Source organism: Pseudomonas sp. GL-B-26, from assembly GCF_019947405.1.
In the GTDB taxonomy this organism is placed as follows: domain Bacteria; phylum Pseudomonadota; class Gammaproteobacteria; order Pseudomonadales; family Pseudomonadaceae; genus Aquipseudomonas.
The window spans coordinates 66,002-92,401 of the sequence record NZ_JAGYGJ010000004.1 but is presented as its reverse complement, the minus strand read 5'-3'; the positions used below and the strand labels follow the sequence as shown (position 1 = coordinate 92,401).

Below are 26,400 nucleotides of genomic sequence, written 5' to 3'. Positions count from 1 at the left end.
GGGCAAACCCAGAACCCGCCTTTGAGCGGGTTTTGTCATTTCTGAAAAGAGGAACCCCCCATGGGCTACAAACTCCCGAATGGCGCGACGTTCGAGCATGCCGCTACCTACGCCGCTCCGCTCTCGTTCTCCGCCATCTCCAACGCCTCCGAAGCCATTTGCACCACCGTAGGCGCCACGTTGGTTACCGGTGATATCGTGCAAATCGCTTCTGGTTGGACGCCCCTCAACGGCAAAGTGGTCCGCGTCAAGACAGCGACAGCGACCGCGACCACCCTGGAAGCGATCGACACCACCAGCACCCAGATCTTCCCTGCCGGCTCCGGCGCGGGCACGCTGACGAAGGTACTGACTTGGGCTCAAATCCCTCAGATCACCGATGTGGCCTTCTCCGGCGGCGAGCAGAACTACGCCGACATCGTCTTCCTTGAAGACCAGCAAGGCCGCCAGCTGCCGACCGACAAATCCGCCGCCAGCATGGTGCTGACTGTCGCCGATGACCCGTCTCTGCCCTATGTAGCCGTCGTTACGGCCGCCGATTCCGCGAAGTCAATGCAAGCCGCTCGCCTGAATCTGCCAGGTACCGATAAGTTGTATTACGGCGCCTACACATCGTTCTCTCTGCAGCCGGCGGTCTCTCGCAACAACCTGCTGACTCGCACCGTCTCCCTGGCGCTGCAAGCAGCACCTACCCGCTACCTGTCGTAAGGAATCCTCATGGCAAAGTTTTCCATCGCGCCGAAACCGACGTTCACCGTTGATGTTTCCATTCCGCAGGTTGGCGGCACGCCTGCAATGGTGCCGTTCACGTTCAAGTACCGCGACCGTACGGCGCTGGCTGAGCTGTTCGACTCATGGAAGGAAAAGGCGGAGGCCATCGGCGAGCGCTTCAAGGGTACACAGCCCTCCCTTTCCGAAGTAACCGCGGCCGAAGTCGAGCAGGGCGCTGATCAAATCAAGGACTTGGTCGTGTCGTGGGGCTTCGACGATGAGCTCAACGACGAGTCGATCACTGCTCTGGTGAGGAGCTGCATCGGCGTATCGGATGAAGTGGTTAAGGCCTACAGCGAAGCCTTTGGGAAGGCCCGCCTGGGAAACTAACCGATGCCGCGCGCGCACTGTACGAGCCGACCGCTGAGGCCGGCGTTCTTTCAGTGTTTGGCCTTTCTCCGTCGGATGTCGATGACTCCTTCGAGGTCTGGCCTGACAACTGGAAGTCGTTTCTCGTCATGGATTCGATGTGGACTCAGTGGCGTACAGGCGCATGCGGCGCAACCGGTCTCGATTATGGCGTCCTTCCAAATGTGATGCGGCTCGTCGGCGTACCGGCGAAGGATCGCCCCGGCGTGTTTCAGGACATCCGCGTCATGGAGTCGGAAGCCATCGCGGTAATGGCCGACGCGCGCGACAACAGCCCGTAATCACGGGCACTTATTCAAGGTGAGTCGATGAACATTGCAGAACTCGGCATCAAGGTCGATTCGGCTGATGCCGCTAACGCTGCGACCGATCTCGACAAGCTGACCAAGGCCGGTGATCGCGCCGAGCAGTCCGCCGTCGGCCTGATGAAAGAGATGGAGGCGTTGGAGAAGTCGCTGTCGAAAGGCGCGACCACCACGCAGGAACTGGCTAAGCAGCGTGAGAGCCTGGCGAAACTCACCAAGACCGGCGCTTATGGCGAGGCAGAATTTACCAAGATCACTGCGCAGCTGGATAAGCAGCAGGTGGCCCTGGCCAAGTCGACACTGGATGAGCAGAAGGCGCTGAACAGCCTGCTTGGCGCAATCGATCCGGCTAAGGCGGCAATGTCCAAGCTGGACACTCAGGTTGAGCAACTTGGCAAACACCTCGATGCCGGCCGCGTCAGTCAGGACCAGTACAACTCGTCGCTGAGCAAGATCGACAAGGATTACGCCAAGCTCGAAAAGACAGCCACCGGCTTTGACCAACTGAAGCTCGGTACGCGCCAAGCGCAGGAAAACGTCGTTCAACTCGGCAACGCTCTGTCTTCCGGCGACTGGGGCAGCGGCGTTCGCGCTGTCGCTCAGTTGGGTGCCGGTGCTGGCGCTTCAGCTGCTGGCTTACTTGCGATCCTTGCGCCGATTGCATTGGCCACTGCTGCCGTCGGTACTCTGGCGGTTGCCTATTACAAGGGCAGCGAAGAGCAGGACGCATACAACAAGGGGCTGATCCTCACTGGCAGCGTCGCCGGTGTATCGTCCGGGCAGTTGGGCGAAATGGCTCGGCAAGTAAGCGCAACCGTGGGCACCACTGGCCAGGCTGCTGAAGTACTTGCGCTGCTAGCCGGCAACGGCAAGATTGCGGGCGAGAGTTTCACTGCTATCACCCAGGCCGCCGTTTCCATGCAGGAAGCGACCGGAAAGGCTGTCAGCGAAACTGTCGCTGAGTTCTCGAAACTGGCCGATGATCCCGTCAAGGCATCTGCGGCTTTGAACGAGCAATACCACTATCTGACAGCCTCGGTTTACTCGCAGATCGCCGCCTTGGAAGAGCAGGGCGACCACGCAGGTGCTGTGAAGCTGGCGACCGAGCAATACGCGGACGCCATCAACGAGCGCACGCCGAGAATCCTCGAAAACCTGAGCTTCTGGGAGAAGGGTTACAACGCTGTCGCTCGCGCGGCTGACAACCTGAAAAACATCGGTCGCAGCAACATCGGCTCCGATATCGAGCAGGCTCAGCGTGATCTGACCCGGGCAGAGTCTGGGGATGTTGGCCTGTTTCAAAACAAGCAGGAAATGATCGACCTCTACCGCAACCGGCTGAATATGCTAGAGGACCAGAAGGCCGCAGAAGCAGACATTGCCAAGTACGACGGTGAGCAGGCCAAAGCACAGCGCGATGCAGTTACTGCGATGTCGAAAGTTGACGCGCTGACCAAGTCGTCACTGAGCAATGAGCAGAAACGCGCCGAAGCCATCAAGGACTACAAAAAGCAACTCGACGATATTCGCAAGGTTGATCCGAAAGACTCACGACTCGATCCGGCAGCCGTCGCCAAGAACATGGCGAACCTCAACGACAAGTTCAAGGATCCGAAGGCCGCGGCGGGCAGCGTCGACCTGGCCGGCTTCAACAACGCGAAGAACGTACTGGCCGAAACTTTGGCCTACTACAAAAACGCGGAAAAAGAGCTTGAGGCATCACAGCGTGCCGGCGTTATCTCCCAGGCCAGCTACACCGAGCAGCGCGTCAGCCTGCTGCAGCAGGAAGCTAGCGAAGTCGCTCAGAGCTATCAGTCAGAAATCGACGCGCTCGAAGCGGCCAAGACCAAGAAAGGAACAACTGCGGCGCAGGCCATCCAGATCGATCAAAAAATCTCGGATGCACGGTCCGCCATGGTCAAGGCGCAGCAGGACAGCGACAGCGAACTGTCGATCATTGCCACCAACGAAGACGGTCGGCTGCGCAAGCAGACATTGGCGGTCAACACGTACACCAGCGCTCTCCAACAACAGGTCGAGACACTTCGACAGCAGGGATTGCGTGCGGCCTCTGGTCTTGGGCAGGGTGATCGCCAGCGATCGCTGACGGAGCAGCAGAACGGCATCGACGACAAGGCGAACGCCCAGCGCATCGACTTGGCCAACCAGTACGGTGACGGTTCGCGCGGCATGAGCCTCGATGAGTACAACGCCAAGCTGAAAGCCGTCGCACAGAGCCAGCAGGATCTGCGCAACACGGTGATCGCCAACTACGACGACATGACCTCGGCGCAAGGCAGCTGGACCGCCGGGGCATCGTCGGCCTGGGAAAACTACTTGGAGTCGACGCGCGACGTAGCTGGGCAGACCAAAAGCCTGTTCACCAATGCGTTCAGCTCCATGGAAGACGCCGTTGTCCAGTTCGCCATGACCGGGAAGCTGTCATTTGGCGACTTCGCCAAGTCGATTCTCGCCGATATGGCGCGTATCGCGGCACGGCAGGCCAGCTCTTCGGCCTTGAGCGGGCTCTTCGGCTTGGCAACCACAGCTGCTAGCGCCTATTTCGGTGGTAGCGGCAACGGACTTGCTTCTGGCTCTGCTGGCGCGACGTCGTCGAACCTTGGGGCATCACAGGCCGGCTACTCGTCGACCTACTTCCCGCAAGCGAAGGGTGGTGCGTGGTCCGGCGGCGTGCAGATGTTTGCCGATGGCGCCGCCTTCACCAACAGTATCGTCAGCAAGCCAACGGCATTCGGTATGGCCAACGGTAAAACCGGTGTGATGGGCGAGGCTGGTGAAGAGGCAATTGTTCCGCTGGCTCGTGACTCGCAAGGGCGCCTTGGTATCCGCGGCGGAAGCAGCGCAACACCCATCACCATGACCTTTTACATTGATGCGGCTGATAACGGTGCCAGCACAATCCCCGATCCGGCGAAACTGGCTGAGGCGATGAAGGTTGTCGCGCAGCAGGAAATCGCTCGGCAGCGCCGTAACGGCGGGCAACTCGCTTAAGGAGGAATCATGCCGACATTCACATGGGTTCCGACCTACGACGCCACCAAGACGATCGCCCCAACGGTCAAGGTCATCAAGTTCGGTGACAACTACGAGCAGCGGCAGGGAACCGGTATCAACCGACAGCCGCGCAAGTACTCGCTGACCTTTAAGCGCCCCAAGGCGGAGATTGACGCCATCGACGCCTTCCTTGGCGCGCGCGGCGCTATCGAGGCTTTCAACTACACGCATTCCGGTCAATCGATCGGGGTTTTTGTTTGTCGAGAATGGACGCGCACCAACATTGCCAAGGGCATTGATGGGCTGTCCGTGATCTTTGAAGAGGTTTACGAATGAGTGAACTACAAGGTCAGCTCGCGCTCGCGAATGGCATGTCGATCTGGGAAGGCTTCGAGCTGGTGCTACCAGGCCTGACGATTCGCTTTCACGCCGGAACCAACCAGTTGCTGGGCTCGGTGGTGTGGCAAGGCAACGTCTACACACCTTGGCCGATCAACGCTGTCGAATTCGCTACGCCCAGCCAAGGCTCGCCGGCCCGACCAAAGCTGCAGGTCGGCAACTTCGGCGGCAACATCTCGGCGCTGTGCCGACAGTACGAAGACCTGCTCGCCGTCAAGCTCAAGCGCCGCCGCACGCTGGTCAAATACCTGGACGCGGTGAACTTCTCCGACGGCAACCCTACGGCCTCTCCGACCGAGGAATATCCGGTTGAAACGTGGATCATCACGCGAAAGGCCAGCGAAACGCCGGCCGCGATCGAGTTTGAACTGGGCTCGCCGCTCGACTTGCAGGGCGTCAAGCTTCCGCGTCGGCAAGTGGTGGCCGGCACTTGCCTGTGGGCGTACCGCTCGGGGGAGTGCGGATATGGCGGCGGGCCGGTGGCCGACTATGCCGACAACCCCACCAGCGATCCCGCCAAGGACCAATGCAGTCTGACCATGAGGGGCTGCAAGAAACGTTTTGGCGCAAATGGCGAGCTTCCTTTCGGCGGCTTCCCGGGCAGTGCCCGCGTACCGAGGTTTTGACCATGAGCGAAGTATTCAATAAGTGCCGGGCTGAGGCCGAAGTACATGCCCGTGCGGAGTATCCTCGCGAGTCGGTCGGCCTGGTCGTCAGCGTGCGCGGCAAGCCGTCCTATGTGCCGTGCCGCAATCAGTCGGAAGAGCCGGATCACTTCATCCTCCATCCAGAGGACTACGCCGCCACCGAAGACCTGGGCGACATCATTGCCGTCGTGCACTCCCACCCGGACGCTGGCCCAGAGCCCAGCCTGCACGATATCGCCAGTCACGCGGTCAGCCGCATGGCGTGGTGGATCGTTGGCCTGAAGGATGGCGCTGCGACCTGGCATGAAATGCCGGCCGCTGGCGAAATGCCGCTGGAAGGTCGCGTGTTCGTCCACGGCGTCATCGACTGCTATACCCTGGTCCGCGACTACTACCGCCAAGTGCTTGGCATCACCCTGCCGGACTTCCACCGCAAGGACGACTGGTGGCACAACGGCGAGAACCTGTACGTCGATAACTTCGCCATGACCGGCTTCGTCCCAGTCGATACGCCAGAGCAAGGCGACCTGATCGTCATGGCCATCGGTAGCCCAACACCGTGCCACGGCGCGATCTGGCTGGAAGGCGATGTGCTGCTGCACCACCTCTATGGCCGACTGAGTTGCCGCGAGGTCTACGGACGCGCCTACCGTGAATGCACGACGCATATCATGCGCTATAAGGGAGCGAAGGCTCCTGACGAGGACCGGCGCACCATCAAGGACTGCTCGAATCGATTTGACGGCGCGAAGCCGCTGCTAACACCATTCCCGGGGATGTCACGCACATAGGCCCTGTATTTGTGCGCATCCCGCCTGCTAGAGTCTCCAAAACATATGGAGGCTCACAAATGCGGAAGATTCTCACGGCCCTGGCGCTGATCGCGCTGGCGGGGTGCACAACTCCTTCTGATTTGAAATCAGATGCGCCAGTGTTCACGTCAGCTACCAAAAAATCACCTAAGCAATATGGCCTTTGTGTCTTCCCTAAATGGCAGGACTTGAACGCTGGGTCGACGATGACCGAAACAGAAACCGGTTATCGCCTGGTAATGGCGAATCCAGGAATCGGCCAAACTGACGAGCTTCTTGAAATCGAAAAAACCCCAACAGGCGCAACGGTCAGTCACTTCCAGCGCATCGCCTGGATTCAAGCGGGGAGAGGAGAAGTCTCGAACGCAGTAAAAAAGTGCATTTGAGTGACTAAAAAGACATACCGCCTTCGGGCGGTTTTTTTTGGACCGGAGAAAAGTATGAGCACTGCCCACAACAAAGCCATGACCCTGATTTTGCTGTCCGGCAGCCTGGCCAAGGCCTTTGGCCGCGAACATTTCCGTCAGCTTGAAACTGGAACGACCAACGAGGCGTTCAGCGCTCTGAAGCATACAGTTCCAGGCTTCGAAGATTTCATTCGTGATTCTGCACGGCTGGGTCTGCGCTTCGCGATATTCCGCAATCGCGAGAATATCAATCAGGATGGACTCACCCTGAGCGGGACAACTGAAATCCGTATCGTGCCAGTCATTGCAGGAAGCAAGAGCGGCGGCATCCTTCAGACTGTTGTCGGAGTTGTGCTGATAGTAGCGTCCTTTTTTGTACCGGGTTCGACTCCCGCCGCGCTTGCAGCTTCTTCAGCATTACTTGGCACGGGTATCGCTCTGACCGCTGGCGGCGTGATTCAAATGCTCACCCCGGTACCAAAATCGCCCGACCAGCAAGAACAAGCAGTCACTGAAAACAAGCCCAGCTACCTATTCAATGGCGCGTTCAACTCGACGCAGCAAGGCCTTCCTGTGCCTGTGGTTTACGGCCAGATGCTGGTCGGTTCCAGCGTCATTACCGTAGGCACCTGGTCGGAGGCTCTACCGGTATGAGTGAAGTAATTGTCGGTAGAAAGGGCGGCGGGAAGGGCGGCGGAAGCAGCGGTGGTTCCGCACGCACCGCCGTAGAGGCTCCGGATAGCCTGCGTTCGCGTCAGCATGTGCGGGTGCTGCATGCAATCTGCGAAGGGGAGATAGAAGGCGTCGTCGGCGGCCATCAGGGGATCTTCTTCGACGATGTGCCGCTGCAGAACCCCGACGGCAGTTACAACTTTACCAGCGTCAGCATCGATACGCGCACCGGCACTCAGTGGCAGAGCTATATGCCGATCACCGGACTTGAGGCCGAGCAATCCGTCGGCGTCGAGCTTAGAGGATGGATTCCTATTGAGCGCGCCATCACGGACACCGATGCCGATGCAGTCCGCGTGACTGTCGGCGTTCCGCAGCTGTACTCGCAGAACACGCAGAACGGCGACACAGGCGGAACATCCGCCCTGTTTCGGCTGGAGGCAAAGCTCGGCAGCGGCGCTTGGTATCAGATGTGCGAAGACATTTTGATCAATGGCAAAACCATGAGCCGCACGCAGTTTTCGTACTATCTGCGTTTGCCGGTATCTGGCGGCCTACCGCGCTATATCCGGGCAACCCGAATGGGAGGCGATTCGACCAGCTCTACGGTCCAGAACCGTACGTTTTTCGACTCGTTTACGCTTCTATGGGATGAAAAGCTGCGTTATCCGAATACTGCGCTGTGCGGCGTCAGCATTGATGCTCAGCAGTTCTCCAGCATTCCGCGCATGTCCTTCATGGTGCGCGGCCTCAAGATTCTGGTTCCAAGCAACTACAACCCTGCGACGCGTACGTACAGCGGCTCCTGGAGTGGCGCATTCAAGCGTGCATGGTCTGACAATCCGGCCTGGGTCTGGTACGACATGCTGACCAATACCCGCTATGGGCTGGGCGGGCTGCTCGAAACGGCGCTGGTCGATAAGTGGTCGCTGTACAACATCGCCCAGTACTGCGATGCAATGGTTCCAAGCGGTTACGGCAGCCTGGAGCCGCGCTTTACCTGCAACCTCGCGCTGACGACTCAGCAAGACGCCTGGAAGCTGGTCAATGACATGGTTTCCGTGTTCCGCGCTATTTGCTTTTGGGCTGGCGGGACGCTGACCTCGGTGCAGGACGCGCCGCGCTCCAGTCGCTACGGGTTCAACAACTCGAACGTGGTTGGCGGCGAATTCAGCTATCAATCGGTTGCCTCCGACCAGCGCTATAACGTCGCCGCTGTCACCTGGAACGACCCGCTTCAACAATACAAGCAGTCGGTCGAAGTCGTTGAGCGGCCTGACCTGATCGCGAAATGGAAGAGGATTCAGCAGAGCGACGTGGTGGCTGTCGGCTGCACCTCGCGCGGGCAGGCGCGTCGTCTTGGACGCTGGCTGCTGTATGGCGAGAGCGAGGCGGTCACCTTTGCCGTTGGTGCTGATGGTGCCATTCCTCTCCCGGGCGACATCATTGATATCGCTGACGCGAATCGGGCCGGCGCCAGGAACGGCGGCCGTCTTCTAACTGGCAGCACCGCTTCGACTTTGCTCCTCGACGCGCCAATCGGCTTGGCGGGGAGCGGGGTTGTTAGTGTGGTGATGGCCAACGGCGCGTATGCGACCTCTGCTGTCACTGTGGGGGCTGGCGCAACCTCGATCACGGTTTCACCGCCACTGGCTTTCGCACCGTTAGCTTCCGCGCCATGGTTTTTTTCGACACCGGCACTGGAGACGCAGAAGTTCCGCGTCATCGGTATCAGCGAAGGCGACGATGGCACCTACGCGATCAGCGCTGTGGCATTTGATACTGGGAAGTTCAACCAGGTCGAGTACGGAACACCGGATGTCGACAACCCGACCAGCATCGTCAACCTGGGCAAGCCAGATGCAGTCGGGCAGCTGACGTTCCTTGAGTCGCTGTACGACACCGGTACTGGACTTGCCGCCGCGCGAATGTCGGTTAGCTGGACCCAGCCGGCCCGCGCCATGCGCTATCAGGTGGAGGTCATGAAGCCGGGAGGTAACTGGGAATATGTCGGGGAAGTGTCGACGCCTAGCATCGACTTCGATTCTGCCTCCTCAGGCTTGTGGTCGGTTCGCGTAACGTCTAAGTCAGTGCTCGGTCTTTCCGGCTTAGCTTCCATTCAGACCTATACCGCTCAGGCGCTGTTGGCTCCGCCAGAGGCGTTGTCCGGCCTCCGACTGGATGTCATCAGCAGCGTAGCAACGCTGGCATGGGACCCCGTTCCAGAGCTGGACGTGAAGCTTGGCGGCAGTATCGCCATACGTCATGCGCGCAATACCTCTGCCACTTGGGACGCCGCTTTGCCGCTGATCGAGGTAGCGGGGCGCTCAACGTCGTCCGTGGTGGCGTTACTGCCAGGCAAGTACCTGTCGCGTGCGGTCGATTCCTCTGGAGTCGGCGGGCCTATCACTGAGGTCTGGTCGGATGCGCAGGCAACTCTGCCGTCCAACGTGGTGCTGACCATTACCGAGTCGCCTGCCTTCACCGGGATGGCTGTCAATGCAGCGGCTGCAGATGGGGTACTGAAGCTGTCGGGTGCTGGGCTCGTGGATGATGTGACGGATGTTGATGCGCTGCTCGGCGAGATTGATAAGTTCGGTGGCTCGTTGCTATCGGCGACGTACAGCTTCGCTGCGGCGGCGGATCTCGGCTACGTCTATGACTGCCGACTGACCGCTGATGTAGAGGCCGCGCTGTATGACGACGGCACCTACATCGACACAGTGGTGGACTTCGATGTGCTGCTTGGCATTGATGGTGACCCGCCTAGCGGCGCCTCGCTGTCGCTCTGGGTGCGCTCATCGGACGTTTCCCCGCCAGTGTGGTCGGCCTGGAAGCCGTTTGTCGTCGGCGACTATCGCGCGCGTCTGTTCGACTTCCAGTTGCGCGGATCCGTACAGCTGAGCTCGCACTGGATCGACGTTTCCAAGCTTGAAGTGGTGATCGACATGCCCGATCGCATTGATAGCGGCAATGACCTTCCGGTTCCCGTAGGCGGGTTGGCCATCAGCTATTCGCCGCCGTTCAACGCACCCCCTGCTGTCAGTCTGACCGCGCAAGGGCTTTCCCCAGGCGACTACCTGGACGTCTCGGCAAAGACGGCTGCCGGCTTCACCGTCTTCATCCGCAATTCCGGCGGAGTCGCCCAGTCGGGCCGCTCTATCGACTACATCTCAAAGGGATACTGACCTATGTCGCAGCATGATATGGACGTTGCCAATGGACCTGGCCTAACGTTCAGAACTGATATGAATGCCGCTCTGCAGGCGCTCGCCTCACAAAGCAGCGGAGCGGCAGCGCCAAGCACGACATTCCCATGCCAGGTCTGGGCTGACACTGGCACGAATCGCTTGAAAAAGCGTAACAGCGCGAATACAGCCTGGCTGGATATGGGGGCGCTGGACTCCATACTGCGGGATGCCGTCAGTGCGACCTGTTTTGCCATTGACTCCGGAGCGTCCAATGCTTATGTGTGCAACTTTACGCCGGCCATCACTGCCCGTAGCGAAAGCGTCCCGATCCGTTTCAAAGCGACCAACGCTAATACCGGGTCCTGCACCATCAATGATGGTCTTGGTGTCGTAGCGCTCGTCGGGGGTGCTCACTCCGCTCTCCAGGGTGGCGAAATTGTTGCTAACGGCGAGGCATGGGCTCAGTGGAATAGCTCCGTTGGCGGCGGCTCGTACATCTTGCTGTTCTGTTCCGGGGCTGCCAGGCAAGTGGGCAATGCCACACAAAGCCAGCACGCGCTGACGTTGGGTCAAGCGACGACTTTGATTGGTCAGCCAGGGCGCGTCGATTGGTTTGCAACAATGTCTCCGCCCAGTGGATATCTGGCGGCCTCCGGTACAGCAGTATCGCGCACCACCTACGCCACACTGTTCGCCGCGATAACGGCGCAAGTGACGGGCACGGTTACATCGGGCAGCAATAGCATTTCAAGCGTGGCCAGCCCGCAAGCTATGTGGGTCGGCATGCCGATTAGCGGCCCGGGCATTCCCGCTGCCGCGACTATCACTGCTGTTGGTGCCAGCACCATCACACTGTCTGCAAGCGCCACGGCCACCTCTACAACAATCGTTGCTATCTGCCCATTTGGTGTGGGTGATGGATCAACCACGTTTAACGTTCCTGATGCTCGTGGCAGGGCGCCTCGCGGCTGGGATGGCGGCGCTAGCCTCGACCCTGGTCGTGTATTCGGCAGCCTGCAGGCAGATCAACTCCAAACTCACGCCCACACGTATGGCTCTGCGACCTTCTTCACTACAGCCGCCGGTGGTGGCAGCACCACAGTTGCTAACTGGGTTTCTGGTAACACGGGCTCGGCGGGCGGTGGTTCAGAAACGCGGATGAAGAACATTGCGTTTCTGCCTTGCATTAAATATTGAGGATAAAGAAAAATGATTGTTTACAGCTTTAACCCAGAAAGCATGGAGTTCGTCGGGATAGCGGACGCCTTTGAATCTCCACTGGAGCCGGGTGTTTTTCTTCTCCCAGCAAACTCTACAGAAGTTGCCCCGCCCGACTTTGATAGCGCCACTCAAATCTGCACATTCAATGGGACTGACTGGACGCTTACCGACCGTCCGTTGCCCGAGCCAGACCCGGTCTCAACGCCAGAAGAAATCCACGCGGCAAAGGTGTCTGCCCTTTTGAATGGGCGCGTACAGCTTCTGTATTCGTCGGACTGGATGATAATCAGGCATCAAGACGAGTTGCTGGCCGGCGCAACCCCAACACTCACAGCCACCACACTCAAAGCCGCATTGGATTATCGTCAAGCGCTTCGCGATCTGCCAACAGCTGATGGCTTCCCTGAGTGCAGTCTGCCAGTGCTGACGTGGCCGACCTCTCCCTAACCGAACCCGTAACTCCGATGCCCGCCAAGTGCGGGTTTATTTTTGCCTGGAGAAAAGCATGCCTGTCACCGAAAAAGATCGAGACATTCTCGCCCGCACGTTGTGGGGGGAAGCTCGCGGAGAAAGTCTTGTCGGCCAGATCGCCGTAGCCTGGACCATTCGCAACCGTGTTAACGACGGCAAAGATAAATCGTGGTGGGGCGAGGGATACGCCGGTGTGTGCCAGAAGCCGTACCAGTTCAGCTGTTGGAACAGGAGCGACCCGAACTTCGCCTACTTGAGTGGTGCGAAGCCGATTCCGTTTCGCGAATTCGCTCAGGCACAGATCGCTGCTGACCAGGTGATGGCCGGAAAGGTGCCAGATCCAACCGGCGGGGCCACGCACTACTATGCGACCACTATGCCAAAGCCACCGGTTTGGGCGAAGGGTGCGAAGGAGACGTTGAAGCTTGGCCATCACATCTTCTTCAAGGACATTCCGTGAGGCGAATATGCAGCTACCCTTCATTCTCTGATTGAAAGGATGGCCGCATGGAAGGTATATCGCTTACCCCAAAGATTGAGCGCGAAGCCGATAAGCTTCTTGCTCAAATCGCGCGGGCTGACTCGATGATTGTTGCGGGGAAGGCGGGCGCGCGGGCTGAGGGATTTGTGTTGGGACTGGAATCGGCCTGCGCGCTGAACGAGTCAACCATTGATCGGCTCTATGTCATCTTCGATGTCGCCACTGAAGATCGGCTAAAGTCGCTGGCGCCTACTTAAAACAAGCCGTCTGGCACAATTGGCTTAATCAAATCCGGCCCCTGGTTGCGCACATTGCCAATGGCTCGGTCGACCTTGAACCACTCGAACGCCTCAGTCGGCTCACCCTGGAGCAGTACCATCTGTTCGGCCCGCTCTTTTGGTGTCGCTGGGTCCAGCCATTCACTCGCCAATTCGGGAGAGAGTGTCACTGGCCGCCGATCGTGGATGTCCACCATCCCACCGGCGCTGTCGGCGGTAATGATGACGAAGCCGTCATGCTCGCCAGGCTCATGTTCGGCGGTAGGGTACTGGCCGATCGCCGCGCAGAGGATTGGCGTCCGGTCGCGGTGGCGAATGAGGAAGGGCTGTTTCTTCGGTCCGCCTTCATAAACCCATTCAAACCAGTTGTCGATGGCGATGATCGCCCGGTGCGGCCAGATCGCTTTGAAGAATGGGCCATGGGCTACTTTCTCTACTCGAGCATTGATCGGCGCGGCGCGGTCTTTCGCCCAGTGCGGGCGCCAGCCCCAGCGAACCATGTCGGCCCGCAGAAACTGACCCTCTTGGTGAAAGAGGGCAAGCTGGGTGGTCGGCGCGGCGTTATAGCGCTCGAAAGGCTGATCGTCAGCATAGTTGATCAGTGCGTTTGGAATACTGAGCGCCGCGACGAAGTCGTGAATGCCCCGGTACTGTGAAAGGCGTCCGCACATGATTGAACCCTCCGGCTGTGCATTCAGGGTAGACCAGCGGGTGAAGGCTTCGTTACAAACCCTTTGCCAGCGCATGTCTGGCAATCTTCACGCTGGTCAAAACGATCAAGGCAAGCGGGGCAGGTGTGGAACCTAGCCAGATCGACACGGGGTCGCACTCTTTCGAAAGCACGCAGGTCGCGGCACTCCTGGGCAAGCTGGGCGGCATCCACCAGCGCACGGTAGAGGTCCGGATCCTCAATCGGCTCACGGGCGATCCCCTCGAGTGTTCGCCCGGTTTCGACAAGGTCGTATTGCTGCCCATCCGGGAGCGTCAGTACAAGCCCGGTAATTCTCGCAACTACTCCGGACGGGTTGAACACAAGGTTCGCTCCCGTGGCGTCGCGGTAAATCTTCCCGTCGTATGAGGATCGTGCGCTGTCGGCAAGCGTCCTTGCGGCATAGAAAATTGACTGTCCGATGCGACCTAATAGCTCGCCATTGCCCCGTTGCACAACGTCGTAGGCAGAGGCGCCGCAGTAGCGGCCCGATGCGGTCTGCAATTCCTCCACGGCGTGCCAGTAGGCAGCGTTCGCCATCTCGTTCAGGTCGAACTGCTGGAGTTCATCGATCAACCCCTCGGTCATAAGGGCAGAACTCATTTCGTGAAGGGGCTGTCGGTGGGCCTCGGGGTTCTGCATTCGAAAGTCGTGGTCGTCGAGGGTCGAGCGCCACTGCTGAAGTCTCAGCGCTTTAGCCTGGTCGAAATTCATGGGAACGGGTTCGCTGTACAAATACTGGTTACATGTACAGTAATCGAGGCGCGGCTATCGTGGCGAGGGTGAGGCGACGAGCTGTCGCTCCAAGTCACTCCGGGGTCATCAGAACCGCGAGCGTAAGCTTGATGAACTCCTCGTTCTTGTCGATGGTGTCCAAGGCGCCGCGCACGTTGTCGGCGACTTCTGCGCCGCCTCGCTGCTTGACCCAGTTGGTCAGCTCCATAATGGCTGCTTCGAGGGCGAGTTGGTTTTCGTTTATCTTGTAGAGCAGGGAAGGGAGCAGGTCAGAATTGGGCATGATGTTCCTCCGTGGAAGAGGAAAGCGTAGCAGTCACACGGGAATTTTGATTCGGTCGGCAGGACGCCGGAGAAGTGGTGAAACGCTGTCTAAAACTACGTCGACCTTGCTCGCTTTCATTGGGCCGAAAGGCGCTCAAGTCGGGTTGGTGTTTTAGACAGTTGCCAGTGCATACCTTTGAAATACGTGACCTGTAGGCCTTTTCCGTTAGTACTGCTGCAGTACTGAGGTGTGACCTTACGATGGACTTTCGTCCGGCAGGAAGCCGTAGATGGCTGGGCCAATTCTTGGGCCAATTTGTCGGGGAATGACGGAGTGCAGCGGGGAATTCTTGGGGCTGGGCCTTTGAAATCAAAGGCCAGTCCCCCGCTGAAACCCGTGGAGACGTCATAATTAAATGTCGTGCCTATCTTCGATTGCTCGTTGCGAGGTTGGGGGTATGTTCGTTCGACAGGGCGCCTGGAGGAACGCAAGGCCTTTAGCTAAAAGGCCTTGATTGATTTCGTGATATTTATTTTGAAAAGGAGGAACTTAGAAAACGCCGAGCATTTTTTTAACCGTTTCTGAAAATAATAATGGAGCAATTGGAGTCGCAACCGTCACGGCGTCAGCTATTCCTCCAAGGATAGTTAATATTTTCGAACCGGTTTCAGTTTCATTCAGTGCGTTTCCGTAATCTCTATCAAAGAAGCTATGCCCTAGCATTGATTCTATCGATGTTGTTACAGGGATTGAGCCGCTCAATCGATATTCATCGAGAGCAATAATCACTTTTCGAAGGGATCTTACGAGATACTCTTGAACCTTATCTTCAAACTCCCCGTTAAGCACCTCAGAAATTAAATCATTCAGTTTCTGGGTAAAGTCTGCGATATCATTTGCGTTAAGTATGGTTGGGTTTTTAAGGTCGATTAAGTCTACAGCAGACGTTAAATGGTCAATCGCTGTGTTGGTTATATGATTCTGAAATGAATCAATTGTAGCGTGCATGTTTTGACTAGTAAAAGCTGTATCTAACGCGGTTTTCCAAGCGGTAGTGGCTCTTAATTGTCTGGGGAATAGGCTATTCACTAATTCGCTGGTTTCTTCAGATAGCAACATTAGTTTCGCTAGGCGATCGTACATTAATGCTTGATTATCTCTGGACTTTAGTACTTGCCCCCAAGCTTGACGGGTGGATATGTTTTTTTGTACGGCAAGGGTCTCATTTAGGACATCTAAAAGTCGTGCAGCTGGATTGCCATTTTGCATGAAAAAGTCCGTCATTTTTTTGTTCTAAAAAAATATCTACGGATGGTTCTCCGTGATAAAAGCTCTGATAACACGAATTGATATCACAATACAGGGCAGCAAGGTAGCTTCCGGCCCGCCTTAAGCCAGTCAACTCTCCCGACGCTGCTCGGCTGAACGCCAGCGCAGGGAGTAGTTCTTGTACCAATTTTTGTACCAATGACCGTGTAATCAGGGTGTAAACCGGGTATTCCAACGTCAGGAGGTGCCCGGTTTTATTGGCCCTGAGTACTTTGCCTTACCCCTTTAGAATCGCCGTGTAATTCTGTTCCAGCGCAGAAATGCAAAGCCCCGATGTTTCGCGTACCGCTGCAGTACTAGCAGGCCTAGGGCAATCCCCCGGCTTGCTATCAAATCAGAAACTGAAGAGATTGATTGCGATGGCGATCAAGCTGCAGCCCAAGAGAATCTTGCAGATGGCGTCTGTGAGGCCGCGCTTGTTGCGCGGCACCGAAAGCCCGAAGACGTACCAGACAGCCGTAAGTGCCAGGAGAAAAGCGATAGTAGTCATGAATACTCCGTTCGTGAGCGCTGCACGGCTTTTGTGCAGCTTGTACTCAACTGACTAATCGGCACACTTTTACGGAATCTTCACTCCGATCTGAAAAAATAAATCGTAAGATTTCACTGCGCTAAGACGCTGATTGAAGATCATCATGAATCGTCGCGGCCTGCCGCTCGACTGCGCAAAACCACCGCTGCAGGTCCCGGTTTTCCGTTTGCATAGGCACAAAAAAGCGGATGTTTTGCCACCATAGGAAAGCCCTGTTATCCTTTTAAAACAGATGCTTAGGTGGCTAAAGGCCCCAGCATGGGGTGCAAGTGCAAGTGCAAGTGCAAGTGCAAGTGCAAGTGCAAGTGCAAGTGCAAGTGCAAGTGCAAGTGCAAGTGCAAGTGCAAGTAGGCAGGAGCGGTACTTGGCAGAGATCAGCCAGGAGCAACTATTCGTGGCATTCTTGTATCATCAGTCTGGCGCCGTACATCGCAAGGCTTTAGGATCCGGGGACGATCTAATCCGATTCATGTACTCGCACCTGTTCCAACGTGCCTGTTCATTCTCGCCATAGTCGCAGCATTGTCGTAGCGGATAGATCTTACAGTCCTTCAGCTTTGGATAGGGTCCTGGAGGAATGGGGTCAAGGGCGGGGTTCAACAGTGGCCGAGTATCCGATTCAAGCTGCTGTTGGATCAGCCAGTCTTTTTTCTGACGGCAGTGTTTGGCCTCCTCAACCATTTGGGTGATGGGGCCATCGTATTCCGCAACTGCCGCAGCTACATCCTTCGGCAGTTTGCCTTCGCGACCCGCCCGTGCCAGATTTCCGAAGTTTTTTTGCTTGATCGAACGGAAGGAGGTTTTTAGCTTAGAAAAGGCCTCTCGTTTTCTGTCGGAAATTTGCTTCTCAAGGTCTAGAGCCCTGTTCCATAGCCGATGCTGTTCTTCTGTAAGCATGCAATCGATCTCCTTGCGTCCGGATGTTCATAATTTGATACCAGCTCGCGTGATGACTTTACGTGTGCGGTGGATTGCATTCCCTACTTCTCGTCTATCCCTGACTAGGTTGGGAGTTGCGACGCTCCGATGACCGGAGAAGGGATTTATGCACTGTCGCCGGAGAACCAAATTTACTCTCTCAGTACCGGCAATAGTCGTAGCGTAGTCTGCCAATCAGCGCTTCTCTACCCACTAACCAATTCAGGCCATTCTCGGTCGAGCATAGCTGACCGGTTCGCGCAGGGAACCGCTCCTACTGCCGAGGAAGTCGACGGTTACCTCAGTGCCGCTTGTGGTGGTGCGGGGCTATTGAGGGAGGGGATATATTCGGTCGGCAAAACGCTGGGATGGGCCAAAAAGGCGTGCGTGACATTTGCGTGACTCTCTCACGCACGTGTAAGCACTTGTGGACATTCGATTGCAGCGAGCGCCAGTAAAAACGGCCATTTCACAAGGTCTTACAGGGGTACTGCGTGCATGGGGTGCTAGGGGTCTAGTGCAATCGCTTGCGCGCGTAGAGATATGCAGAATCGGCATACCTTTGTTTCTCTCATCTCGCGCTGAGCGATTATTTATGAACCTAAATCATAGGTTTTTCCGGGCCGCAATCTTTTGCAGGTATGCGGAAACATTGGGCTGCATGGCATTCTTCCGAACCTGATTGCGACCCGGAAAACCTATTGAAAGGCGCAGTCTGATTGATTTTCCCTTGGGACTTAAAATCCCCCGCTCGTAAGGGCGTGCCGGTTCGATTCCGGCTTCGGCACCATCTTAAATCAAGGGTTTGCGAGCGAAAGCTGATGCAAACCCTTGTTTGTTTCTGGTCCGTTATTTTTAGTTGACCACGGCTATTGATCCCGACCGCTAGCCCCTGAATTAGCGCCGCGTCGATCTTCGCCAGAAGGGTTGCCGGTATCGACGAGCCTTCTCTCTACCAAGACATTTTGAAGGGCCTGGCGGGCTGCCGGATCGAGCTGATGCTCTCTTTCCTTGAGTTCAAGCAAGATAGGGCTGGACCAAGTGCGATAAGTTTTCTCAGCAATACGAATAGGTGTCATCTGTCTCCTCCTTGATCAAGGCCCGCCAGCGCAGCCGGCGCCATTTCGATTCGATAGAACCCTAGTCGAGAAATCTGTTTGCCGCCAAAAAATGGCAGGATGCTGGGGGCACTTCACTGGTGCCATTATTGGGTTTGTGATGGAATGCAATACTCGATTTCATCCCTCATTTGCCCAGACGCCCATAGCAGCCGTGCGCCGCACATAGTCGGAAAAGTCCCGCGCCGGCCGCCCCAGCGCAAGCTGTACGCCATCGGCAACCGGTGTATTGCCACCCGAGGAGAGGCGTGGTCTGGTCGAGGCCTTCAAACGCATGTCGTTGCTGGAAATCATGGCGCCAGCGGCCGGATCGAGTGAATTCGATTCAGCCGCCGACGCTGTCAGCTAAACGAAAGGCTGACCGGTAAAACCACGAGGCAATCGTTGCAGTCCTTCCATGGCGGTGAGCCGTTCGATCCAGGCCGCGCGCCAGTCATTGGCTGTATGCGTAACTTTGGCTTTGCGTGCGGCGCGGCGTGCAGCGTTGCGCTGTTCTTTGCGCGCATCCTTGAACGCGTCGGTGTTTCGGCAGCTTCTGCATTTCACCCGGGTAAGTTCACTGGTTGATACGAGTTTGCTGCCTTTGTGACCGCAGGCCAGATGCCCGCCGACTTTGAAGTGAGTAACCATCAGACGCCTCCTTCGTGACGTGTGATCGTTTGACCTCCAGCGTACGGTGACGTTCGTTGCCTGCGTAATGGGCAAAAAAAAGGCCTGCATGCGGGCGGGCCAGGGGGGATTCATCAAAGGAGTCCGGTAAATCTAGAGCCTGGGATGTGAACGCAGTGTGAAACAGACGGCGCAGCCATAAAAAAGCCCAGCGCCAGGCTGGGTTGGGGATGTAGCAGGAAGCGCTCAGGCAAGGACGCACCCGGTGACGATAAGGTCGCCGTTTATGCGTCCTGAATCAGGCCGTCTCCTTGAGGGTGTCCAGATCAGAATCATCTGAACCGCGGCAGGGGCGGGTCGACAGGTTTGAGCGACGACAGCGTATTGCGAATCAGTGGCGCGTCTTTCTCGATGTCGTTCAGCCGATCACGGATTCGGAGGGCCGTCGGGTGCCCGCCTTGATGATCGACCCAGTCGGCGATTTCCTTGCATGCCGCTGCCAGGCGAGCCTGACGGGAGTCGAGCAGGGTGAGCAGGGTGGTGATGGACTCTTTTTCGGACATGGCAAACACCTCCGTTCAAGAAACCTTTAACTGGCAGCAAAAAGCCCGCGGGGGAGCGAGCTGTCTGCCGATGGGGTCGCTAATCCTTCAGCTTTTTTCAGTATAGACCCGTGAAAGGCAGGTGGCATCAGCCTTCTCGGACCGTCACTTGCGACCTGGCATTGAGCTGCCGGCATTCACGCCGGGCGTCTTCTTCATGGTCGAAACCGTCACCGATGAAGCCACGGGTTCGAGTATCGGCGATGCGATACCAGACGGCGGCATCGGGTGGTGGATGGTTGGTATCTCCGGCTCGGCGGCCATAGATGATGATCTTGTTGCAACGCTTCACAACGAAAATGTCTTCCATGGCGTCACCACAGCTAATTCAGGTTCACAACAACTATAGAAGCCATTTGCGATCGTGCAAAAAATAGACAGGTCAGTTCGTCGCTTCAACGGTTGCGATCATCTTCTCCAAAAACACTGCCAGCCCGACTTCCTCTGCCCGGAGCCCTTTACGCGCTCGTGGCCTGGGCAGCTCAGCCAACGTCCCCAAAAGAAAACCATCGAGCACCGCCGGGTGGATGTAGCACTTGCGACAGACGGCCGGAGTATTGCCCAGTTGTTTGGCAACGTTCTTGACCATCTCCACCACATGCCGTTTGGCATCCGACTCGGGCTCCCACTGCAGTTCCCGCAAAACTGCCAACGCCAATGCGCTGCCGGCCCAGGTGCGGTAATCCTTGGCAGTGAAGTCGGCACCGGTGAGGGTTTGCAGGTAGGCGTTTACGTCGGAGGAGCTGACGGTGTGTCGCTCACCGTTTTCATCCAGGTACTGAAACAGGTTTTGCCCGGGAATATCCAGGCAACGTTTGATGATCCGCGCCAGGCGTCGGTCTTTCACGGTGATCTGGTGCTCGACGCCGCTCTTGCCACGGAACTGGAACAGGATCGCATTGCCGTTGACCTCGACGTGACGGTTGCGCAGGGTGGTCAGGCCGTAGGATCGGTTGTCCCGAGCGTACTGGGGGTTGCCGACCCGGATCAGCGTCGCATCAAGCAAGGTGATGACCGTGGCCATGACTTTGTCGCGACTGAAGCCGGGAGCCGCCAGCAGTGCTTCAAGCTGTTTGCGCAGTTTTGGCAGCGCCAACCCAAAGTCCCGCAAACGTGAGTACTTGTCAGCATCGCGCAATTCTCGCCAGCGTGGGTGATAACGGTACTGCTTTCGACCTCGGGCATCACGACCGGTCGCTTGCAGATGGCCGCGCGGGTCTGCGCAGATCCACACATCGGTGTAGGCCGGGGGCACGGCGAGGGCATTGATGCGTTTGATTTCGTCTTGATCGGTGATGCGTTGACCTGCGGGGTCGTAATAGCAGAACTTGCCGCGCAGTTTCTTGCGGGTGATACCGGGCTGGGTGTCATCGACGTAATGCAGGTCGGATGGCAGCACATCGGGCAGCGCGATATCGGGCATGACGGTAGTCCTTGGCGAGGGAGCAGGGGCCGTTACAGCCATTGACCGCACGCCGTTGCAGTCGTGCCAGCGGATTTATGCCAGCACCGCCACCGCCTTGATCTGTGCCCAGAGCTGCTGGCCGGGGTGCACGCCCAATTGGTCCCGGGAGTAGCGGGTGATCCGCGCCAGCAGCGGTGTGCCGCCAGCGTCCAGACGAATCAGCACGTGGGCGGCGTTGTCGGCGCCCAATTCACTGATCACGGTGACCGGCAGGCGATTGAGGATGCTGCTTTGCTCGACGCTTTGCAGGCTCAGGCTGACATCTCGCGCCTGAACCTTACAGCGCAGCGCCTGACCCGGGGTCATCGGTGAGTGAGCCACGCGAATGTTCAGGGTCGTGTTCGGCAGTTGCAGGGTCAGCAACTGATAGTCGGCGTCATAGGCACTGACGTGGCCCTCGATCACCACGCCGGCGTCGTCGCCCAGTGCCAGGGGCAGGTCGAGACGGGCCAGCGTTTCGCCAATAGCGCCACTGGCCAGCGCCTTGCCATTGCTGAGCAGAACGAGGTGATCGGCCAACCGCGCGACTTCATCCTGTGAGTGGCTGACGTACAGCACCGGGATATCCAGTTCATCGTGCAGTCGTTGCAGGTAAGGCAGGATTTCGTTTTTGCGTTGGCTATCCAATGCCGCCAGCGGCTCGTCCATCAGCAACAGTTTCGGGCTGGTGAGCAGGGCGCGGGCGATGCCGACCCGCTGCCGTTCACCGCCGGAAAGGTGCTGCGGATGGCGATCCAGCAAATGGCCGATCCCGAGCAGTTCGGTCGCGTGAGCCATGTCGACCCGTCGCTGGGGGCGAGGGATGCGCTTGAGGCCGAACTGCAGATTGGCCAGCACCGACAGATGGGGAAACAGGCTGGCTTCCTGGAAGACGTAACCCAGCGCACGTTTGTGTGGCGGCACGAAAATTTTCTTGTCGCTGTCCTGCCAGACTTCGTCGTTGACCTGGATGAAGCCCTGTTCGGCCTTCTCCAGGCCAGCAATGCAGCGCAGGCAGGTGGTCTTGCCCGAACCGGAATGACCGTAAAGCGCAGTGACTCCGCGGCCGGGCAATTGCAGATCCACTTCCAGGGCGAACCCTGAATACTTCAGTTTCAGACGCGTATGAATCATCGATCAGCTCCAGCCCGCTTTGGTTTTACGGCTGGAGTAAAGCGCCAGCAACACAATAAAGGAGAACACCAGCATTGCCCCGGCCAGCCAATGGGCCTGGGCGTATTCCATGGCTTCGACGTGATCGTAGATCTGCACCGAGACCACGCGGGTCTTGTCGGGAATATTGCCGCCGATCATCAGCACCACGCCGAATTCACCCACGGTGTGGGCGAAACCGAGAATGGCAGCGGTGATGAAACCGGGGCGGGCCAGCGGCAGGATCACGCTGAAAAAAGTGTCCCAGGGATTGGCGCGTAAGGTCGCGGCCACTTCCAATGGGCGAGTGCCGATGGCAGAAAAAGCATTTTGCAGTGGCTGGACCACGAACGGCATCGAGTAGAGCACCGAGCCGATCACTAACCCCGCAAAACTGAACGTGAGGGTGCCAAGTCCCAGTGATTGGGTGAACTGGCCGATAAACCCGTTAGGGCCGAGCGCCAGCAACAGATAAAAGCCAATCACCGTCGGCGGCAGCACCAGGGGCAGGGCGACGACCGCCCCGACCGGGCCGCGCAACCACGAGCGGGTGCGCGACAGCCATAACGCAATCGGAGTGCCGATGACCAGCAGGATAACCGTCGTCAGCGACGCCAGTTTCAGGGTCAGCCAGATGGCGGAAAAGTCGGCACTCGATAGCGTCATTTAGAGTTGGTAACCGTAGGATTTGATAATTGCGGCTGCTTTCGGGCCTTTGAGGTACTCAACCAGCGCCTTGGCAGCCGGGTTGTCCTTGCCCTTGTTGAGAATTACCGCATCTTGTTTGATCGGGTCGTGCATGTCGGCTGGAACGATCCAGGCCGAGCCGCCGGTGACTTTGCCGTCTTTGTAGATCTGCGACAAGGCTACAAAACCCAGTTCGGCGTTGCCGGTGGAGACGAATTGATAGGCCTGGGTGATGTTCTGGCCTTCAACGATCTTGGCTTTGACCTTGTCGGTCAGGCCCAACTTGGCCAGTACCTGAGTAGCGGCCAGGCCGTAAGGCGCCGCTTTCGGGTTGGCGATGGACAGGTGCTGATACTGGTTGTCGCTCAACACTTTGCCTTTGGCATCGACGTAACCTTCTTTCGCCGACCACAGCGCCAGGGTGCCGACGGCGTAGGTGAAGCGCGAGCCCTTGATCGTGTCGCCTTCGGTTTCGAGTTTTTGCGGGGTGGTGTCGTCCGCAGAGAGGAACACTTCGAACGGTGCGCCGTTCTTGATCTGGGTATAGAACTGGCCGGTTGCACCAAAGGAAGTGACCAGTTTATGCCCGGTGTCTTTTTCGAAATCGGCGGCGATCGCCTGAATCGGTGCAGTGAAGTTGGCGGCGACGGCAACCTGGACTTCATCCGCCTGGGTGGACCCGAAAGCGAACACTGCCAGCAGGGTTGCCAGGCAGGTGGGGGCAAAACGTGAGGCACGAATGGTCATGAAACGGCTCCGTTGAGGCAATTGGTAAACGCTATATAGCGGAATATATAGCGAAATGCCTGCAAACGGAATGTGCTGAATGCGCGTTGTTGAGACCACGCATGACCCTGTAGCAGCTGCCGAAGGCTGCGTTCGGCTGCGCAGCAGTCGTAAATCCAGCTGCCACGGTTAGCCTGAAAGACCGCGGTGTCTGGTTTCACGACCGCTTCGCGGCCGAACGCAGCCTTCGGCAGCTGCTACACGGACGTGCGTTACCGACGAACCAACTTGGCCAATCCTTCCTCAGCCAAACGCCGGGTCAGTTCACTCGTGGTCATTTCAACGCCGAGCGTGAATGCCTGCCCCGCCCAGAGATTGCTGAAATCCGCTTCCCCCTTGGCCCGCAATGGCATCAGCGCACCACCCGCCAGCGGGAAGGCCGGTGCTTTGGCGCTCATCGGCCCGAGTTCGCGCATCACCCGATTGAGAATGCCGCGCGCCGGGCGTCCGGTGAAAATGTTAGTGACGGCTGTCTCACTTTCCTTGGCCGTGCGCAACGCCTTGTGATGAGAAGCGCTGACCTTGGCCTCTGGCGTGAACAAGTACGCCGTGCCCACTTGCACCGCCGAAGCCCCCAACAGGAAAGCCGCCGCGACGCCTCGTGCATCGGCAATCCCGCCGGCAGCAATCACCGGTACTTTCACCGCATCGACGATCTGCGGCACCAGCGCAAAGAGGCCCACCTGGCTGCTCAGATCATCACTGAGAAACATGCCCCGATGGCCACCGGCTTCGTACCCCATGGCGATGATCGCGTCACAACCCTGTTGTTCGAGCCAGATCGCCTCTTCGACGGTGGTGGCCGAGGAGAGCACTTTCGCCCCAGTGGCTTTCACGCGATCCAGCAGGGACTTTTCCGGCAGGCCGAAGTGAAAACTCACGACTTCGGGGCGAAACTCTTCAATCACTTCGCAGGCCGCGCTATCGAACGGTACTCGATTGGACACCGGCGTCGGCGCGTCGAAGTCCACGCCAAGTTCCCGGTAGTAGGGCTCCAGCAGATTCTTCCAGTCTTGAGCGCGCTGCTCATCGGCGGCGGGAGTCTGATGGCAGAAGTAGTTGACGTTAATCGGGCGCTGAGTGTGTTGCCGAATCGTTTTCAGCTCCTCACGCAACTGATCGATGCTCAACATGGCGGCCGGCATCGAGCCCAGGCCGCCGGCGTTGCTGGCTGCGATAACCATGGCCGAACCGGTCGCGCCGGCCATGGGCGCCTGGATGATCGGCAGCTCAATGCCAAGCAGATCAAGAATGCGGGTGTCTGGCCATTTGCTCATTTGAAGGGTTCTCCGACGTCATAACAGGGCAGGGACGGTAGGACCGTTTTTGTATCAGCAATGACTGATACAAGGCCAGTCGAGTTTTCAGTTCGTGTGCCATTCTTGGCTTAAAGTCGAGTACGGTGAAATGTTGCTATGTGTTATTTCAACTGCACGACAACTGAGTGATTCCATCTGGAGGCAGCAATGTTCCAAGGCATTTTGATCGACAAAGACGACAGCGGTTACCGGGCCACACTGCAAGAGATCAATGACGATCAACTGCCCGAGGGCGATGTGACGGTGCGTGTGGCGTACAGCACGCTGAACTTCAAGGATGGCCTGGCGATTACCGGCAGCAGCCCGGTGGTGCGAAAATTCCCGATGGTGCCGGGGATCGATCTGGCAGGTACTGTCGAAGTCAGTGGGCATCCGGACTACAAGGTCGGTGATCAGGTCGTACTCAATGGCTGGGGTGTTGGCGAAGGGCATTGGGGTGGACTCGCGCAGAAGGCTCGCTTGAATGGCGACTGGCTGATTCCGCTGCCCAAGGCATTCACCACGGCGCAAGCGATGGCCATCGGCACGGCGGGTTACACGGCGATGCTGAGCATCCTGGCGTTGGAACATAACGGCGTGACGCCCGAGCAGGGCGACGTATTGGTCACCGGCGCCAATGGCGGTGTAGGCAGTTTCGCCATCGCACTGTTGAACAAGCTGGGCTATCGGGTGGTCGCGTCCACTGGCCGAACCTCCGAACACGATTACCTCAAGCAACTCGGCGCCAGCGAAATCATCGACCGCGCCACGTTGTCCGAGCCGGGCAAACCCTTGGCCAAGGAGCGTTGGGCGGCGGTCATCGACTCGGTCGGCAGCCACACCCTGGCCAACGCCTGTGCCAGCACGAAGGCCAACGGCACTGTCGCCGCGTGTGGCCTGGCGCAAGGCATGGACTTCCCGGCTTCAGTCGCACCGTTCATTTTGCGCGGTGTGACCCTGGCCGGGATCAACAGCGTGACTCAGCCCAAAGCCAAGCGGATACTGGCCTGGAATCGTCTGGCCAAGGATCTGGACTTCACCTTGCTGCCGCTGATCAGCCACGAAATCGGCTTGAGCGAAGTGATCGAGGCTGCACCGCGATTGCTCGCCGGTCAATTGCGTGGGCGGGTGGTGGTCGACGTCAATCGTTGACTGTCTCACCGCCAATCAAACAGAC

General features: G+C 57.8%; 30 protein-coding genes and 1 pseudogene. 15 read left to right on the top strand and 16 right to left on the bottom strand.

Annotated features, from left to right (window positions below):
• Positions 1–60: 60 nt before the first annotated feature.
• The 14 genes from KGB23_RS04020 to KGB23_RS03955 are packed head-to-tail and all read left to right on the top strand — an operon-like array spanning position 61 to position 13,018.
• Entirely contained in the window at positions 61–708 is a 648-nt protein-coding gene (locus tag KGB23_RS04020; protein WP_223429970.1) for a phage tail protein, read from the top strand.
• 9 nt (positions 709–717) lie between these two features.
• Complete coding sequence (locus tag KGB23_RS04015) at positions 718–1,101, top strand: phage tail assembly chaperone (protein ID WP_223429969.1); 384 nt, start codon at positions 718–720, stop codon at positions 1,099–1,101.
• A 53-nt stretch (positions 1,102–1,154) separates the two neighbouring features.
• Positions 1,155–1,421 carry a DUF1799 domain-containing protein gene (locus KGB23_RS04010; RefSeq protein ID WP_223429967.1) on the top strand — a complete coding sequence of 89 codons (267 nt, stop codon included), beginning with the start codon at positions 1,155–1,157 and terminating at the stop codon, positions 1,419–1,421.
• Between the two features lie 27 nt (positions 1,422–1,448).
• Positions 1,449–4,457, top strand: coding sequence for a phage tail tape measure protein (locus tag KGB23_RS04005; RefSeq protein WP_223429966.1), 3,009 nt, complete (start codon positions 1,449–1,451; stop codon positions 4,455–4,457).
• A gap of 9 nt (positions 4,458–4,466) precedes the next feature.
• Complete coding sequence (locus KGB23_RS04000) at positions 4,467–4,796, top strand: phage tail protein (RefSeq protein WP_223429964.1); 330 nt, start codon at positions 4,467–4,469, stop codon at positions 4,794–4,796.
• The gene (locus KGB23_RS03995) at positions 4,793–5,485 is read left to right on the top strand and encodes a phage minor tail protein L (RefSeq protein ID WP_223429962.1); all 693 of its coding nucleotides are present in this window, start codon (positions 4,793–4,795) and stop codon (positions 5,483–5,485) included. Before KGB23_RS04000 ends, KGB23_RS03995 begins: the two co-directional genes overlap by 4 nt.
• Before the next feature lie 2 nt (positions 5,486–5,487).
• Positions 5,488–6,297: a C40 family peptidase gene (locus KGB23_RS03990; RefSeq protein ID WP_223429960.1), complete on the top strand. Its 810-nt coding sequence runs from the start codon at positions 5,488–5,490 to the stop codon at positions 6,295–6,297.
• 59 nt (positions 6,298–6,356) lie between these two features.
• Entirely contained in the window at positions 6,357–6,704 is a 348-nt protein-coding gene (locus KGB23_RS03985) for a hypothetical protein (RefSeq protein ID WP_223429959.1), read from the top strand.
• A gap of 54 nt (positions 6,705–6,758) precedes the next feature.
• Positions 6,759–7,379 (top strand): tail assembly protein, encoded by a 621-nt coding sequence (locus KGB23_RS03980; protein WP_223429957.1) that lies wholly within the window; start codon positions 6,759–6,761, stop codon positions 7,377–7,379.
• Positions 7,376–10,585: a host specificity protein J gene (locus KGB23_RS03975; protein ID WP_223429956.1), complete on the top strand. Its 3,210-nt coding sequence runs from the start codon at positions 7,376–7,378 to the stop codon at positions 10,583–10,585. The genes KGB23_RS03980 and KGB23_RS03975 overlap by 4 nt, the downstream gene beginning before the upstream one ends.
• 60 nt (positions 10,586–10,645) lie before the next feature.
• Positions 10,646–11,785 carry a hypothetical protein gene (locus KGB23_RS03970; RefSeq protein WP_223429955.1) on the top strand — a complete coding sequence of 380 codons (1,140 nt, stop codon included), beginning with the start codon at positions 10,646–10,648 and terminating at the stop codon, positions 11,783–11,785.
• A gap of 12 nt (positions 11,786–11,797) precedes the next feature.
• A complete protein-coding gene (locus KGB23_RS03965) occupies positions 11,798–12,256 on the top strand; it encodes a phage tail assembly chaperone (protein ID WP_223429953.1) in 459 nt (152 codons plus the stop codon).
• 58 nt (positions 12,257–12,314) lie between these two features.
• Positions 12,315–12,740, top strand: a complete 426-nt coding sequence (locus KGB23_RS03960; RefSeq protein ID WP_223429952.1) for a cell wall hydrolase — start codon at positions 12,315–12,317, stop codon at positions 12,738–12,740.
• Between the two features lie 47 nt (positions 12,741–12,787).
• Positions 12,788–13,018, top strand: a complete 231-nt coding sequence (locus tag KGB23_RS03955) for a hypothetical protein (RefSeq protein WP_223429951.1) — start codon at positions 12,788–12,790, stop codon at positions 13,016–13,018.
• On the opposite strand, the gene KGB23_RS03950 is transcribed toward KGB23_RS03955, so the two are convergent.
• The 16 genes and pseudogenes from KGB23_RS03950 to KGB23_RS03875 all read right to left on the bottom strand — a co-directional run bounded on the left by KGB23_RS03950 (position 13,015) and on the right by KGB23_RS03875 (position 25,202).
• A complete protein-coding gene (locus tag KGB23_RS03950; protein ID WP_223430093.1) occupies positions 13,015–13,710 on the bottom strand; it encodes an SOS response-associated peptidase in 696 nt (231 codons plus the stop codon). The genes KGB23_RS03955 and KGB23_RS03950 overlap by 4 nt on opposite strands.
• Before the next feature lie 23 nt (positions 13,711–13,733).
• A complete protein-coding gene (locus KGB23_RS03945) occupies positions 13,734–14,462 on the bottom strand; it encodes a hypothetical protein (RefSeq protein WP_223429950.1) in 729 nt (242 codons plus the stop codon).
• 94 nt (positions 14,463–14,556) lie between these two features.
• Positions 14,557–14,766, bottom strand: a complete 210-nt coding sequence (locus KGB23_RS03940; RefSeq protein WP_223429949.1) for a hypothetical protein — start codon at positions 14,764–14,766, stop codon at positions 14,557–14,559.
• A 531-nt stretch (positions 14,767–15,297) separates the two neighbouring features.
• Positions 15,298–16,017 carry a hypothetical protein gene (locus KGB23_RS03935; RefSeq protein WP_223429948.1) on the bottom strand — a complete coding sequence of 240 codons (720 nt, stop codon included), beginning with the start codon at positions 16,015–16,017 and terminating at the stop codon, positions 15,298–15,300.
• Between the two features lie 394 nt (positions 16,018–16,411).
• On the bottom strand, positions 16,412–16,567 hold the full coding sequence (locus KGB23_RS03930) for a hypothetical protein (RefSeq protein ID WP_223429947.1): 156 nt from the start codon (positions 16,565–16,567) through the stop codon (positions 16,412–16,414).
• 453 nt (positions 16,568–17,020) lie between these two features.
• The gene (locus tag KGB23_RS03925; protein WP_223429946.1) at positions 17,021–17,506 is read right to left on the bottom strand and encodes a hypothetical protein; all 486 of its coding nucleotides are present in this window, start codon (positions 17,504–17,506) and stop codon (positions 17,021–17,023) included.
• Positions 17,507–18,396: 890 nt separating this feature from the next.
• Positions 18,397–18,606 (bottom strand): hypothetical protein, encoded by a 210-nt coding sequence (locus tag KGB23_RS03920; protein ID WP_150655842.1) that lies wholly within the window; start codon positions 18,604–18,606, stop codon positions 18,397–18,399.
• A 159-nt stretch (positions 18,607–18,765) separates the two neighbouring features.
• A pseudogene (locus KGB23_RS03915) lies at positions 18,766–18,882 on the bottom strand (NmrA family transcriptional regulator); the annotation flags it as partial.
• A gap of 108 nt (positions 18,883–18,990) precedes the next feature.
• Positions 18,991–19,275, bottom strand: coding sequence for a hypothetical protein (locus KGB23_RS03910; protein ID WP_223429945.1), 285 nt, complete (start codon positions 19,273–19,275; stop codon positions 18,991–18,993).
• A 311-nt stretch (positions 19,276–19,586) separates the two neighbouring features.
• The gene (locus tag KGB23_RS03905) at positions 19,587–19,817 is read right to left on the bottom strand and encodes a hypothetical protein (RefSeq protein ID WP_010460746.1); all 231 of its coding nucleotides are present in this window, start codon (positions 19,815–19,817) and stop codon (positions 19,587–19,589) included.
• A gap of 127 nt (positions 19,818–19,944) precedes the next feature.
• Positions 19,945–20,166: a hypothetical protein gene (locus tag KGB23_RS03900; RefSeq protein ID WP_046047413.1), complete on the bottom strand. Its 222-nt coding sequence runs from the start codon at positions 20,164–20,166 to the stop codon at positions 19,945–19,947.
• 72 nt (positions 20,167–20,238) lie between these two features.
• Positions 20,239–21,279: a DNA topoisomerase IB gene (locus KGB23_RS03895; protein WP_223429944.1), complete on the bottom strand. Its 1,041-nt coding sequence runs from the start codon at positions 21,277–21,279 to the stop codon at positions 20,239–20,241.
• 75 nt (positions 21,280–21,354) lie between these two features.
• Positions 21,355–22,434 carry a molybdenum ABC transporter ATP-binding protein gene (gene modC, locus KGB23_RS03890; RefSeq protein WP_223429943.1) on the bottom strand — a complete coding sequence of 360 codons (1,080 nt, stop codon included), beginning with the start codon at positions 22,432–22,434 and terminating at the stop codon, positions 21,355–21,357.
• Between the two features lie 3 nt (positions 22,435–22,437).
• Positions 22,438–23,118 (bottom strand): molybdate ABC transporter permease subunit, encoded by a 681-nt coding sequence (modB, locus tag KGB23_RS03885; protein WP_223429942.1) that lies wholly within the window; start codon positions 23,116–23,118, stop codon positions 22,438–22,440.
• The gene (gene modA / locus KGB23_RS03880) at positions 23,119–23,886 is read right to left on the bottom strand and encodes a molybdate ABC transporter substrate-binding protein (RefSeq protein ID WP_223429941.1); all 768 of its coding nucleotides are present in this window, start codon (positions 23,884–23,886) and stop codon (positions 23,119–23,121) included.
• A 251-nt stretch (positions 23,887–24,137) separates the two neighbouring features.
• Positions 24,138–25,202 (bottom strand): NAD(P)H-dependent flavin oxidoreductase, encoded by a 1,065-nt coding sequence (locus tag KGB23_RS03875; RefSeq protein ID WP_223429940.1) that lies wholly within the window; start codon positions 25,200–25,202, stop codon positions 24,138–24,140.
• 189 nt (positions 25,203–25,391) lie between these two features.
• On the opposite strand from KGB23_RS03875, the gene KGB23_RS03870 reads away from it, so the two are divergent.
• The gene (locus KGB23_RS03870; RefSeq protein WP_223429939.1) at positions 25,392–26,375 is read left to right on the top strand and encodes an MDR family oxidoreductase; all 984 of its coding nucleotides are present in this window, start codon (positions 25,392–25,394) and stop codon (positions 26,373–26,375) included.
• Positions 26,376–26,400: the final 25 nt, after the last annotated feature.